Genomic DNA, 14162 nt, shown 5'->3' with positions numbered 1-14162 from the left:
GTGCCCGACGGTTTGGCACCGTCTCCAGTTCGATTTCCACTATGGTTATGCACAGAATGCTTGTAATCATTGCGGCAGATACCAACAATGGCGCCCCCCGCAAACCCGGAGTTTCCCACTGTGCAACAACTGATCCTCAACCCGCGCGCCGAGCGCCGCCTCAAACTCGGCCACCTGTGGATTTACAGTAACGAGGTCGACACCCAGCGCAGTCCTCTCAAAGGACTGGCCCCCGGCAGCCAGTGTGAAATTCTCGACAGCAAGGAAAATAGCCTGGGTTACGCGCTGGTCAATCCCAATCAGCTGATCTGCGCGCGGCTGGTTTCCCGCAAGGGCCCGTTTACCCGCAAACAACTGCACCGCCGCCTGGAAAATGCCCTGGCCCTGCGCCAACGCTATTTCCCCCACCCCAGTTACCGCATGGTATACGGCGACTCCGATGGTTTGCCCGGGCTGGTGGTAGATCGCTTCGGCGACTACCTGGTGGTACAGATCAGCAGCTGGGGTATGGAAAACCTGCTGCCGGATATCGTCGACGGGCTGGTAGCACTGGTGAACCCCAAGGGCATACTGCTGCGCAATGACCACCAGGGGCGCAAGGTCGAGGAACTTCCAGAAGTGTGCGAAGTGGTACACGGTGAAGTGCCAAAGATGGCCCCCTTCGAAGAGAACGGCGTGGCCCTGCTGGCTCCAGTGTTTGAAGGGCAGAAAACCGGCTGGTTCTACGACCACCGTGAAAACCGTGCGCGCCTGAACCAGTGGGTGAAAGGCCAGCGGGTACTGGATCTGTTTTCCTACGCCGGCGGCTGGGGTGTGCAAGCACTTGCTAACGGCGCAAAAGAGGTGACCTGTGTGGATGCTTCCGGGCAGGCGCTGGACTGGTGCGAGGAAAATGCGGCGCTGCACAACCGCAAGGATGACCTGATTACCATTCAGGGTAAGGCGATCGATGCCATGAAAGAGCTGATCAACGCCGGCGAGCGCTACGACGCCATCGTGTTGGACCCGCCCGCGTTCATCAAACGCCGCAAGGATCAGAAATCCGGGGAGGCAGCCTACCGTCACATCAACGAACTGGCGCTGCGTCTGCTGGAGAAGAACGGGCTGCTGGTCAGCGCCTCCTGCTCCATGCATCTCGAATCCGACACACTACTGGAAATCCTGCGCGGCGCCGGTCGCCACCTGGATAAATCCATCAACATTATCGGCAGTGGCGGCCAGGGGGCAGATCACCCGATCCACCCGGCCATTCCAGAAACCCGCTACCTCAAGGCGCACTTTGTGCACCTGTCGGCAGGCGGTAACGTCTAGTCGAAAGCTAGCTGACGCCCCTCGGTCCTAGGGCATCTTTGGGCTCAGGGGCAGCAGGCGGGAATCCGCCAGCGCTGCCGACCTGTGCCCTATCCCCGCAAGATACTCAGGGTCGCTGGTGAAATCGATGAACACCTGCTGTGACGGGTATTTCACCAGCATGGCCAGATCCCAGTGTTCATCGGACGGGCCGATATAAAAGTGGCCACCGTCGCCGACAAAGACCAGCTCACCGCCGTGCCGGTTCAAGATAGGCCCGGCGTGGGCCATGTATTTCTTGTAGGCCGCAGCGCCGGAGATGGGCTCTTGCGGTTTCAATGCGGGAAAGTTGCGGTAATCCGCCACGTCCTGAAAACGCAAAAGATTCAGCATGACCACCTGCCCTTTCAGTTGCCGCTTGAACATGGCGACGGACGATTTATCGGTGGGTTCCAGGTAACCCTGCTGCTGCGTGTATTCACCCATGTCAGTGTGCCCCTTCTCAAGCTTACCGGTATTTTCGATACCCCATATTCACATGAGCGGCCCGGATTGCCCATAACCTCGCAGTACGGGCAATGGAGATGGCAGCGACAAGAATCTCTCCAACAGCCCCTCCAATAAACTCCCAACGACCTCCCCAATAACCTCTCCGCAGCGATATCGTCAGGCGCACCTTAATTACTGAACGCCATTTGGGCGAGTTTTTTCAGGTGTGCGGATAGTCCCCGTGGCCATTGTTCAATAATGCGAAAGAAGGTGTTTTCATCGCCGTTTTGCAGGGCCGCGAGCGCACTGTCATAACCCGGCAAGGATTTACCCAAAGCGATGATCGAGCGTCTTGTCGCTTCACGCGCTGTGGCGGTGTTACCCGGGCCCCTCGTTTCCGCCCTCTCCGCCGTTTTCGGCCAAGCGTCGGACGCCGTGTTGGCCGCAAAACCCGTGGCTGTTGTTATGGCGCTGTCGATCAGGCTTTTGATTGCGGCAGCCGGGTTTGCCGCGTGCGATTCAAGCCACGCCTGCTGACGTTGATTCAGCCTCAACAGGCGGTACAGTTCATTACCGGCACCCCTGCCTGTTTCAGGGACATCGTGAGAGTCGCCATTTCCGCGTGCTTCCTGCAGTGCCGGTAAGCGCGCCAATAGCTCCTCCTCACTACCGCTGAAATCCACTTCTACCGGATCACTGCTTTCGTCATCAAAGATCAGCACGGAATCCAGTTCCGCACCGCTCAAGCTTCGCTTTAGCTGGAGGGCGACACTGCTGATGTGGCCCTGGGCAACACGTTGATGACCGCTGAACGCACTGACGCTGCCCGACGTATTATTGTTTTGAGTTCCCAAAGCACCCAACCTTTATTGACCAATCGGTTAGGTATTTTAACCAGGTTGATACTGCCAGCAGAAACCCGATGAGTTTTTTCACGCCAGTTGTTGGCGTTTATTTCAGGTAAAAAAAACCCCCGGTACTAGTACCGGGGGTTTTGGTAAATTCTGTCAGGCGTCGACTGAACGACGACCGTCAGAATTGAGACGATCGTTAGAATTGATAGGTCACACCCACCGATGCGGTGCGCGGGCGATTAGCGCGAGCGCCATCTGGCGCGCGGTTGATGATCGCCTGATCATCCAGCAGATTGTCGACTTTCAGGTAGCCGGCAAAGTCTTCACTGAAATCGTAGTGCGCGGCAGCATCCACGACCCAAAGGGATTCGGTACGATCAAATCGATCGGTACCGCCCCGGTTGCAGCCGTTGTTGACACACATATCGTCCTGGTAGGCGGCGCTCAGGTTCAGTCGCCAGCTGGCGCCACTATCAATGCCTGTGGTTACCGCGAATACACTTTCCGGCAGATAGGCAAAATTATCGCCCATCGCGAGTCCTTCGCTACCGCCGGAAGCAATGTAGTCCAGGCTGTCTTTACTGATCTCAGCGTCGGTGTAGGTATAACTCGTCTGCAGCGGAATCAACCAGCCGTTCGCCAGCGACCACTGGGTGCCCAGGCTGGCTTCAAAGCCCCGGATGATGGATTCACCCAGGGCATAGCTGCCACTGTCATTGCCATTAACGCAGGGAACCGCTACCGAGCAGTTTTGCACCGTGCTCTCATAGTCGCTGTAGAAAGCGATGAATTCTGCTGCCAGGTTGCCGTTGTCGAAGCGTGCGCCCCACTCGTAGTTGGTGGACAGGTCACCGGCCTCACCGTCGGAGGAATCGCCGCCCGGAGGGGCAAAGCCGCGATGGACACCCGCTAGCAGGGTCACGGCTTCGGTCAGCGTGTAAGTCATCCCCAGACCTGGAAGCCACTCGTCCAGCGCATTGGAAAGGCTGCTGCCCTTCTCGGTGCGCTCCTTGTCCTGGTAGCGCTGCTGGCCGGTTTTAATGTCTTCGTAACGCAGGGTCGCAGTCAATGACAGGCGGTCAGTCAGCACCACCTGGTCGTAAACAAAAAGGGAAGTGGCGTCCGCATCTTCCACCCGGTTATTGCTGGCGCTGACATCGCCGGTATCCAGATACACCAGCTCACCATTTTCCTGGCGGTAGTTTTCGGTGGGCTGATAGCGGTCGACTTCGTCCTGGTGTCGGCGCAGGCCGAACTCCAGGTCGTGCTGCACTTCGCCAGTCTTCAATTGCCAGTTAGCGCTTACTTGCACACCGCGCGCCATATAGCTGCGATCGTTGTGCTTTATCCCAAAATCGTAGTCCATGGTGCCGTCCAGAATGGCCTGGGCGTCGGCGTCTCCCCCGTTGGCATTACTGATCAGGCCGCCGAGGCTCACCTTGAACCAGTCGCGCTTGAACTTGTTGTAGTAGGCCTGGGTATTCACACTGAAGCCATCGCTGAGCGCAATACTGTGGTTCAGCTGTATGCTGCTGTGGCGGTTCTGCATTTCATCCAGGGCGCTGATGCCATAGCGGCGATTGGGGTCGGCGGCGAAGTCGGCATCGGTGAGCCCCAGATAACTCATTCCGGAATCTTCTTCGGAATACTGTAATTTGACATCCAGCTGCTGTGCGTTGGCTGCGCCTTCGGACGACTTCAGACGCCCTTTCAGCAGGTAGTCTTCCTTGGCGATATCCGCCTCACCGGCACGGTCGATATCGCGGAAACCTTCGGCTCGTTGCTGGTGGGTTTCCACCAGCCAGCCGGTGGTGTCGCTGCTGCTGCCGTAGTAAGTATGCAGGCGATTTTCCCCGTACTGCCCCGCTTCCAGTTTTACCGCGCCGGCGCTGCTGGTGGGGATTGGGGTGCTGATCATGTTCACCGCGCCACCCACGGTGAAGGGGCCGTATTTCAGGGTTGCCGGGCCCTTGAGTACTTCAATGCTGTCCAGGCGACCAGCGGTGGGGAAGTAGTAGGCTTCCGGGCCCGAGTAAGGCGCCGGCGCCACCAACACGCCATCTTCCATCAGCGAGATTTTGCCAGAGCGGCCACCATCTGCGCCCCGAATACCGATATTCGGGCGCAGGCCGTAGCCGTCTTCCTCGCGCACATACACACCGGGTACCGCGCGAATCATGCGGTTGATATCCACATATTCGAATTTTTGCAGGTCTTCCGCACTGACCAGATGTGCGGATCCAGGGAGTTTCTTCACTTCCAGTTCAGAACCGAGCACTGAAATGGTTTCCAGGACTTCCGATTCTTCGGCACTGGCGGCTTGGCCAGAAAGTCCGGAGGCAAAGGCGATGGCAACAGTGATCGGGGCGAGGGGAAATCGGCGCACGGGCTCTCCTTATCTATTCGCAAGACTCACTCGTAAGAGCTGTTATTAGTCTGGCGTCTCATCATCGTGTTTATTAATGAGAACGATTATATTTTTTTATAACATAATTGTCAGGGTCTGCTTTCCACTTTTTTACAGACTGGCGTGCCAACTAACCTCTGAAGACAAGACCACTAATTGGGAGCAACGAAGTGGCAGATTAAAATTTGGCGCTAACTCTGCACCAAAACGGAGGGGCTATGCTGAGACCGCTTCAGGAATCCGATGTCGAACGCCTGTCACAGCTTTGGCTGCACCTGGCCTGTAGCAACCACCCGAGTTTGCCGGTGAGGTTCTGGATGGCACAGGCCCGGGCACTCAGGCGTGAACTCTCCGCCAAGTGCCGCAGCCGCACTGCTAGTTCGGAATGCACCGGCGGCAGCAGCCACTGGGTCTACACGCGCCCGGGAAGTGACATTGCCGAGGGACTGGTGACCATCAGCGACAATCTGCGGGTGGAAACCATCTTTGTTTCCCCTGGCGAGCAGCGGCGTGGTGTAGGTAGTGAGTTGATGGCGCAGGCAAAATTCGGCCGCATCCAGCTGGAGGCCCGTGTACTCGAAGAGAACCTGCACGGTCGCTATTTCCTGCAACAGCACGGCTTTTCAGAAACAGGACGTTCGTATAACAAAGCCGCAAACCAGGACGAGATCCAGATGAATTGCCGGGTGGCCTGAGGCTACTTGCTCGCTGGCCTGGCCTTTCGCTAACCCGGTTAAGTGATGTGAATGAACGTGCCCGGCATAAAAAAGCCCGATCGGCTTATGCGGATCGGGCTTTGCAGCATCTGGTGCCGGGGCGGAGACAGCAGACTTAAACGTCCAGGTTCTCCACCGCCAGTGCATTGCTTTCAATAAACTCGCGACGGGGTTCTACCTGGTCGCCCATCAGAGTGGTGAAGATCTGGTCTGCAGCGATGGCATCCTCCACGGTTACCTGCAGCATACGGCGGCTCTCCGGGTTCATGGTGGTATCCCACAGCTGCTCCGGGTTCATCTCACCCAGCCCCTTATAGCGCTGGATACTATAGCCGCGACGACTCTCATTCATCAGCCAGGTCAATGCTTCCGGGAAGTTGTAGACCGGCTGTTGTTTTTCACCGCGCTGGATAAAGGCGCCCTCTTCCAGCAGCCCCTGCATCTTCTCACCCAGGCCGCAGATGGCGCGGTACTCGGCGGAGTCAAAGAACTCGTGACTCACGGTATAGCTGCTGCTGACACCGTGGGCGACGATATCGACCTTGGGCAGATACAGGTTGCGCTCACTGTCGAGGACCGCAGAAACCTGGTGGCGACGACCACCGCCTTCCCCTTCCTGCTCCAGCTGCTCCTGCATCTGTTCTGCCCATTGCTCCATGGCGGCCTGAGATTGCAGGTCTTCGGTTTTGACCGTCGGCAGGTAAACCATGCGCTGTAGGACTTCCTGCGGGTAGAGACGCGACAGGCGGTCAATGGTGGCCATGACCGAGCGATACTCTTTTACCAGGGATTCCAGTGCGGTACCGGACAGGCCCGGCGCTTCCGGGTTTACAAACAGGGTGGCGCTTTCCAGTGCCGCATTGGTGAGGAACTGGGTCAGGGCGGCCTCGTCTTTGAGGTATTGCTCCTGTTTGCCCTTGCCGATTTTGTACAGCGGCGGCTGGGCAATAAAAATATGGCCGCGCTCGATCAGCTCCGGCATCTGACGGAAGAAGAAGGTCAGTAGCAGAGTCCGGATGTGCGCACCGTCCACGTCCGCATCCGTCATGATGATGATGGAGTGGTAACGGAGCTTGTCCGGGTTGAATTCGCTCTTGCCGATGCCACAGCCGAGGGCGGTAATCAGGGTACCCACTTCAGCACTGGACAGCATCTTGTCGAAACGGGCCTTCTCGACATTCAGGATCTTACCTTTCAATGGCAGGATCGCCTGGGTACGTCTGTCCCGCCCCTGCTTGGCAGAGCCACCGGCGGAGTCACCCTCCACCAGGTAGAGTTCGGAGAGCGCGGGATCTTTCTGCTGGCAGTCCGCCAGCTTGCCGGGCAGACCGGCGATATCCAGCGCGCCTTTACGGCGGGTCATTTCGCGCGCCTTGCGCGCCGCTTCCCGGGCGCGTGCGGCATCGATCATTTTGCCGACAACCGCCTTGGCTTCCTGGGGGTTTTCCAGCAGGTAGTCGTTAAATGACAACCCCATTTCCTGCTCGACCGCCGGTTTCACTTCCGAGGAAACCAGCTTGTCTTTGGTCTGGGATGAGAACTTCGGGTCCGGAACCTTGACCGAAATGATCGCGGTCAGGCCTTCACGGGCATCGTCACCGGTAGTGGCGACCTTGTCTTTCTTGCCCACGCCCTCTTTTTCAATGTAGTTGTTGAGCCCCCGGGTCAGGGCGGCACGGAAGCCCGCCAGGTGGGTACCGCCATCCCGCTGGGGGATATTGTTGGTGTAGCAGTAGATATTCTCCTGGAAGGAGTCGTTCCACTGCAGCGCCACCTCTACGGCAATACCGTCTTCGCGCTGGTTCTGGAAGTGCAGCACCTTGTTAATGGGGGTCTTGTTCTGGTTCAGGAACTCGACGAAAGCTCGTAGGCCACCCTCATACTCGTAGACTTCCTCTTTACCGCTGCGCTCGTCCTTCAGCACGATACGCACGCCGGAATTCAGGAAGGACAGCTCACGCAGGCGCTTGGCCAGCTGTTCGAAGTGAAATTCGATGTTGGAGAAGGTGTCTGCAGAGGGTTTGAAATGGACCGCGGTACCGGTGCTGTCAGTATCACCAATGACAGCCAGGGGCGCGTCAGGTACACCGTGGCGGTATACCTGCTCATGAATTTTGCCACCGCGACGAATGGTCAGTTTCAGCTCTGCTGACAGGGCGTTTACGACCGAGACACCCACACCGTGGAGACCACCGGATACCTTGTAGGTGTTGTCATCAAACTTACCGCCAGCGTGCAGTACGGTCATAATCACTTCCGCGGCAGAAACCCCCTCTTCCGAGTGCATTTCGGTGGGAATACCGCGGCCATTATCGGAAACACTGACGGATTCATCTGGGTGGATAGTGACTCTAATTTCGTCGCAGTGACCAGCGAGCGCCTCGTCAATGGAGTTATCCACTACTTCGAACACCATGTGGTGCAGGCCGGTGCCATCGTCGGTATCGCCAATATACATTCCTGGGCGCTTGCGCACCGCATCCAGGCCCTTGAGTACCTTGATGCTACTGGAATCGTAGTTATTCTCTTGCGACATTCTGTTGCTCCATTAACGCCGGCGTTTGCCTGGCCTTCTTCATCTCAATATTCGGCGGTTGTTTTGTTTACTGCTAGCGGGCCAGACCTTACTCACCCTGCCCTCAACCGATCAATTCTGTAACTTGTTACTGTTGGTCGCTCTGCTGCTCTGGCCAGCGGGAAACACTCCCATGTTCCACGTGGAACATTCTGGGGTGAGACCAGGGGAGCGGCAGTTTTCTCCAGGGCTCGGCAGTCACTGCAGTATCGATACCAGTAACCAACACCTGACTGGCACAATCACTTACCCAGCGGGCAAATAACAGCTGATTCTCGTCATCCAGTTCCGACGGCAGGTCGTCCACCAAAAACACCGGTCTCTGGTTCCTGTCAGCATCAATCACCGCGGCCATGGCGGTTCTCAATGCACAGACCGCCATTTTTTGCTGGCCCCGGGAAAGCACGTCGTGTGCCGGTTGCCCGTGAATGGTGAATCGCAAATCGGCCCTGTGCGGCCCCACCCGGGTAAAACCCTGGTTCAGGTCACCTTCCAAAGATTCGGAAAGTGAATCCGCAAGACGAAGCCCCTTTTTCCAGCCACTGCGGTACTTCAATTCCAGAGACCCGAATACCGATGGTGGTAAATCTTCGAGCCGCCTCCTAAAAAGTTGCTGCAGTCTCGTAAAGACCTCTCGGCGATGCTCGTCGACCAATTCACCACTAGCGACCAACTGCTGGTCCCAAGGAGCCAGTAAATTAGAGTCGATTTTACCACGACGAAGCAGTGCATTGCGCTGCTTCAACGCCGTTTGATACGCTTTCCAGTGCGCCGAAAATGAATGTTCCACGTGGAACACTGTCCAGTCCAGCAACTGACGACGAACACCCGGGCCACCATCAAGCGCGGCGAAACTGTCACTATTGATGACCTGAAGGGGTAAGCAGGCCGCAAGCTGAGAACTGGATTCTGCAGGCTCCCGATTGATCCGGATTCGCCCCTGGCCATCCCTGCGCTTTTCAATACCAAGGGACAGGCCATCCATCAGTCGCCCGAATACCGAAAGGCTGTCGAGCTCGTAGGAAATCATTGTCTGGCTCTGGCGCGATCGGAAAGACCGGCCGGTACCCAGCATATGTACCGCTTCCAGCAACGAGGTTTTACCACTACCGTTTACCCCGCAAAACAGATTGACCGCAGGTGCCAGATCCAAATCTGCCGAGGCAATATTGCGAAAGTTATTCAACAGCAAACGACTCAATGCCATGAAGAACACCTCGGAGCCGCCGGAAAAATGCGACACAAAGTACCGCAACCAATAGCAAAAAACCGCCACCCCTTGGGGGCGACGGTTTTTCGTGTACTTGCGCTGTCGTGCTGGATACTGAAAAAGATCAAAATCAGAAGCACCAACCGAACAGGAACATCAAAGGCGCATGGGCATGATGACGTAAACCGCATCGCCCTGTTCCGGCTGCTGCAGCAGCGCACTGCTGTTGGCATCACCAAGACCGATACGAATCTGATCGCTGTGAATCGCTGCCGTGACATCCAGCAGGTAACCCACGTTAAAGCCGATCTCCAGCGCATCGCCGTGGTAATCCACCATCAACTGCTCTTCAGCCTCTTCCTGCTCCGGGTTGTTTGCCACTATCTGCAGCAGCCCTTCGGACAACTGCAAACGCACACCGCGGTATTTTTCATTGGAAAGGATCGCTGCACGCTGGAACGCCTGACGCAAAGCCAGACGATCCGCAAATACCTCATTGCCAGTGCCGCGGGGCAGAACACGCTCGTAATCCGGGAACTTACCGTCGACCAGCTTGGAGGTGAAGGTGAATGGACCGCTGTTTACCCGAATATGGTTATTACCCAGCACCACTTCTGCAGGGGTATCGCTGTCTTCCAGCAGGCGCGCCAGCTCCAGAACCCCTTTGCGCGGCACGATTGCCTGAATGGGGGACTCAACATTCAACCCGGGCGCGTCGCGATCGCAAAGCGCCAGGCGGTGGCCGTCAGTAGCGACCGCACGCAACTGCTGCGGGCGACACTCCAGCAGCAAACCATTCAGGTAATAGCGTACGTCCTGCTGCGCCATGGCAAAACCGGTAGCCTCAATCAGGCGGCGGATCTCGCGCTGGGAGATGCTGAAACGGCTTTGTGCGGTCGTCTCTTCCTGGTTCGGGAAATCGCTGGCTGGCAGTGTGGAAAGCTGGAAACGGCTGCGACCACTGCGCAAAACCAGGCGCTCACCATCGCGCTCGAACTTCAGCTCGGCACCGTCCGGCAAAGAGCGACAGATATCCAGCAATTTGCGCGCCGGAACCGTGACCTCGCCTTCCATTTCTGCCGGCTGGTCCAGCTGCAGGCGGCCGACGATCTCCACCTCCAGGTCGGTACCGGTGAGCGAAAGCTCCTGTCCTTGCAGCTGCAGGAGAACATTGGCCAGCACCGGCAGGGTCTGGCGCTTTTCCACCACACCAGCGACCAGTTGCAGCGGCTTCAAAAGGGCATCACGGCTTACGCTAAATTTCATAATTATTGCCTTGATATTGGTCTAGTCGTTGTTTTCAACGGTGAGCCACTCAAAACCATGGCTACACCGGCAAGTTCATCCGTCAATAAACGTCAGGTTGTCAGGGAGCGCGTCAACAGCCGCACATCTTCACGAATATCCCCGTCGGACTCCTGCAGTTCCTTAATTTTGCGGCAGGCGTGCAACACGGTCGTATGATCCCGGCCGCCGAAAGCATCACCGATCTCCGGCAGGCTGTGGTTGGTCAACTCTTTTGCAAGAGACATCGCCACTTGCCGTGGGCGCGCCACAGACCGACTGCGCCGCTTGGATAACAGATCGGCCACTTTTATCTTGTAATACTCCGCCACTACGCGCTGGATGTTGTCCACACTGACCAATCGGTCCTGTAGGGCCAACAGGTCTTTCAGCGCCTCGCGCACCAGAATATCGTCAATGGCGCGACCGGTGAACTGGGCGTTGGCGATCACCCGGCGCAGCGCCCCCTCGAGCTCCCGCACATTGGAGCGAATACGCTGGGCAATAAAGAACGCGGAGTCGTGAGGCAGGTCTACCCCGACCTGCTCGGCCTTCTTCATCAGGATAGCTACACGGGTTTCCAGCTCTGGTGGCTCGACCGCCACCGTCAAACCCCAGCCGAAGCGGGACTTGAGGCGCTCTTCGAGGCCATCAATCTCTTTGGGGTAGCGATCACAGGTAAGAATGATCTGCTGCCCGCCCTCCAACAAGGCGTTGAAGGTGTGGAAGAACTCCTCCTGGGAACGCTCCTTGCCGGCAAAAAACTGAATGTCATCGATCAGCAGCGCATCCACCGAACGGTAATAGCGCTTGAAATCGCTGATTGCATTGAGCTGAAGCGCCTTCACCATATCCGCCACAAAGCGCTCGGAATGCAGGTAAACCACTTTGGCATTGGGGTTGCGGTCGACCAGCGCATTACCCACAGCGTGCATCAAGTGGGTCTTGCCCAGGCCCACACCGCCGTAAATAAACAGCGGGTTATAGGCACCACCGGGGTTATCGGCGATCTGCTGCGCCGCCGCCAGGCCCAGTTGGTTCGACTTACCTTCCACAAACGAAGCAAAGGTAAAACCGCGGTTCAGAGAGCTGCCGTGCTTGATCGCCCCCTCAACTTCCACCTTGCGCTGGCCGGCATTATTGACCGGCGCGGCAATCACCTGGCTACCGGAATGCAGATCCGCCGGCAGCCGCTCGGCCGCGGTCAACGAATCGACACCGGCCTCTTCCGCCGCGAGATTGTTGTGTACTTCGGAAGAAACAGGTGACGAGAGCGGCGATACGGATCCACCTCGCCCACTCGACATGGACCGCCCCACCCCGCTATCACTGTAACCGCCGGCATTACCCTGCGCTTGCGGAGCCCCGTATTGAAAGCTGGATTGATAACTGGGTACCGGAGCACTCTGCGAGGGTGCCGGTGCAGAAAAACTGCCCGCGGAGGGCGAGCTACCATAATCGTTGCCTTGACGGGCAGAGACACGGGAGTCGTAATGCCCTTCTGGTCCAGCGCCCATACCGGAAAGGTTACGGCGGAAACGCGAGGTGCGACGATCCATCGCTACCACTTCGACCAGCAGAGAGCGACCGGAAAACTGTTGCGCCAGTTCGCGAATACGATCGAGAAACTTATCGCTTACCCAATTGATGATAAAACGATTTGGCGCCACCAAGCGCAGCTCCCCCTCGGAACTGTCGTCACTGACGCGCAGTGGCCGAATCCAGGTATTGAACTGCTGCGGTGACAGTTCATCCTGCAAACAGGCAGCACACTGCTTCCAAACGGAATCAGACAAGGAACCCCCTAAAAGACGGATCGAGGTGCGAAAAAGCCAAAAAAACAGGCATATCCCAAAACGCCGGGCAGCACCTCAAAGAAGGCCGACAGTATATCGGTTGCACCCCGGGTTATCCACAAATAATACGACTTTTACCGATCACGCCCGCTGGGAAAGCCCTGTAATATCAAACACTTGAATAATTTTCGTGCGACCAGTGATCCAGCCTCGCAAAAGTTATCCACAGCCATTTGTGGATACCTTGGGGTAAACCGGTGCACCGCAAGGAATACCCGAAGCAATACAAGGGCTTACGCCTGTCCCATCTGTTTGACGCCCGATACCACCGACCACCCCTTATATATAGAAGGGGCAATGTCCGCGGGAACAGCGCAGGCATTTCTCTGCGCTTAATCGGCCATTTCCGTTGATTTGATTGGTTTGTTTCTATACAATCCGCCGCCTTCGCTGCGCATAGCCCGCTTCGAAGGAGTGCCTCCAAGGCTTTCCCCAGGGATTCCGGAGAGGCGTGCCGCATTTACGGGCTAGAGCCGCAAGCGGCCCAGATTCGTAAACTTCCAGGACATAACTCCGGGACATAACTCCAGGTAGTAACACCATGAAACGTACATTTCAGCCCAGCAACTTGAAGCGTAAGCGTACCCACGGTTTCCGTGCTCGCATGGCCACCAAAGGCGGACGCAAGGTACTCGCCCGTCGTCGTGCCAAAGGCCGCAAGGTTCTGTGCGCATAAGTTTGCCGCTTAGCGAGCAACCTTTTACAACGCTCTGAATCACTATGCAGTGCCCACGCAGCGACTTCGCATTCGCCAAGCCGCTGCGGCTGCTCAATGCGGCGCAGTATCGCGCCGTATTTGATAGTGCCCCGGTCCGCGCGGCACAGCCTCAATTCCTGATCCTCGCCCGCCCCAACGATCTCGGCCACCCGAGACTCGGTCTGGTCATCGCCAAAAAACACGTTCGCAACGCCTGCGACCGCAATCTGATCAAGCGCATTGCCCGCGAAACCTTTCGCCTGCAACAGCACCAGCTTTTTGCACTGGACGCCGTAGTACTCGCACGTTCCGGCGCTGGTGAGCTCGACAGTGCCGCACTGGCCAAGGTGTTCAACAAGCTTTGGCGCAAACTGGATCAACGGGCCCGTAATCCGCAACCGGATAACGGCCAGAACAACAAACCCCGGGCGAATCAGGGGCGCAAGCCAAGGCGCGGCGGCAAGTCCAGGACCAGCGCCCAAGCCCAGCCGCCGAACACTTCGACGAGCGGGGACCAGCAGTGACCTGGTTGGCTATCCGGCTGATTCACCTGTACCGCCTGATTGCCAGCCCCTGGGTCGGCAATCAGTGCCGCTTCTACCCCACCTGCTCCCGTTATGCTGAAGAAGCATTAAAAACCCACGGATTCTGCAAAGGGGGTTATTTAACGGTGCGCCGCCTTATAAAATGCCACCCTTGGCATCCAGGCGGCCTGGATCACGTCCCTCCCGGCCCGCAACCCACCAATAAACCTCCGGCGGCCGACTGACCGCCGCCGCAAAAA

At 57.3% G+C, this 14162-nt stretch carries 12 protein-coding genes; 5 read left to right on the top strand and 7 right to left on the bottom strand.

Going from position 1 to position 14162, the window contains the following annotated elements; all coding sequences use genetic code 11:
• Positions 1-87 precede the first annotated feature (87 nt).
• Complete coding sequence (locus M0G74_RS12375; protein WP_248217433.1) at positions 88-1311, top strand: class I SAM-dependent rRNA methyltransferase; 1224 nt, start codon at positions 88-90, stop codon at positions 1309-1311.
• 27 nt (positions 1312-1338) lie between these two features.
• Here M0G74_RS12375 and M0G74_RS12370 read toward each other — a convergent pair whose 3' ends face one another.
• From M0G74_RS12370 to M0G74_RS12360, 3 genes are all read right to left on the bottom strand, one after another.
• A complete protein-coding gene (locus M0G74_RS12370; protein WP_248217431.1) occupies positions 1339-1776 on the bottom strand; it encodes a DUF1330 domain-containing protein in 438 nt (145 codons plus the stop codon).
• Positions 1777-1967: 191 nt separating this feature from the next.
• Positions 1968-2633 (bottom strand): DUF2239 family protein, encoded by a 666-nt coding sequence (locus tag M0G74_RS12365; protein WP_248217428.1) that lies wholly within the window; start codon positions 2631-2633, stop codon positions 1968-1970.
• A 196-nt stretch (positions 2634-2829) separates the two neighbouring features.
• On the bottom strand, positions 2830-5019 hold the full coding sequence (locus M0G74_RS12360; protein ID WP_248217425.1) for a TonB-dependent receptor: 2190 nt from the start codon (positions 5017-5019) through the stop codon (positions 2830-2832).
• Between the two features lie 239 nt (positions 5020-5258).
• Between M0G74_RS12360 and M0G74_RS12355 the strand changes: the two genes are divergently transcribed.
• Positions 5259-5735: a GNAT family N-acetyltransferase gene (locus M0G74_RS12355; protein WP_248217422.1), complete on the top strand. Its 477-nt coding sequence runs from the start codon at positions 5259-5261 to the stop codon at positions 5733-5735.
• Between the two features lie 136 nt (positions 5736-5871).
• Here M0G74_RS12355 and gyrB read toward each other — a convergent pair whose 3' ends face one another.
• From gyrB to dnaA, 4 genes are all read right to left on the bottom strand, one after another.
• Entirely contained in the window at positions 5872-8292 is a 2421-nt protein-coding gene (gene gyrB, locus M0G74_RS12350) for a DNA topoisomerase (ATP-hydrolyzing) subunit B (RefSeq protein ID WP_248217420.1), read from the bottom strand.
• A gap of 127 nt (positions 8293-8419) precedes the next feature.
• Entirely contained in the window at positions 8420-9538 is a 1119-nt protein-coding gene (gene recF / locus M0G74_RS12345; protein ID WP_248217418.1) for a DNA replication/repair protein RecF, read from the bottom strand.
• 159 nt (positions 9539-9697) lie between these two features.
• A complete protein-coding gene (gene dnaN / locus M0G74_RS12340; protein WP_248217416.1) occupies positions 9698-10807 on the bottom strand; it encodes a DNA polymerase III subunit beta in 1110 nt (369 codons plus the stop codon).
• A 92-nt stretch (positions 10808-10899) separates the two neighbouring features.
• Positions 10900-12621, bottom strand: coding sequence for a chromosomal replication initiator protein DnaA (dnaA, locus tag M0G74_RS12335; RefSeq protein ID WP_248217414.1), 1722 nt, complete (start codon positions 12619-12621; stop codon positions 10900-10902).
• A gap of 601 nt (positions 12622-13222) precedes the next feature.
• On the opposite strand from dnaA, the gene rpmH reads away from it, so the two are divergent.
• From rpmH to yidD, 3 genes are read left to right on the top strand one after another with little or no spacing between them, the layout of a single operon-like run.
• A complete protein-coding gene (gene rpmH, locus M0G74_RS12330) occupies positions 13223-13357 on the top strand; it encodes a 50S ribosomal protein L34 (protein WP_160151870.1) in 135 nt (44 codons plus the stop codon).
• Between the two features lie 44 nt (positions 13358-13401).
• Entirely contained in the window at positions 13402-13902 is a 501-nt protein-coding gene (gene rnpA / locus M0G74_RS12325) for a ribonuclease P protein component (RefSeq protein ID WP_282450159.1), read from the top strand.
• Positions 13899-14147: a membrane protein insertion efficiency factor YidD gene (yidD, locus tag M0G74_RS12320; RefSeq protein WP_160151872.1), complete on the top strand. Its 249-nt coding sequence runs from the start codon at positions 13899-13901 to the stop codon at positions 14145-14147. The genes rnpA and yidD overlap by 4 nt, the downstream gene beginning before the upstream one ends.
• Positions 14148-14162 lie beyond the last annotated feature (15 nt).

The sequence above is a fragment of the Microbulbifer sp. CAU 1566 genome, from assembly GCF_023156515.1.
Lineage (GTDB): Bacteria > Pseudomonadota > Gammaproteobacteria > Pseudomonadales > Cellvibrionaceae > Microbulbifer.
Note: the sequence above shows the minus strand (reverse complement) of the source record. Positions and strands in the feature narration are given on the sequence as shown.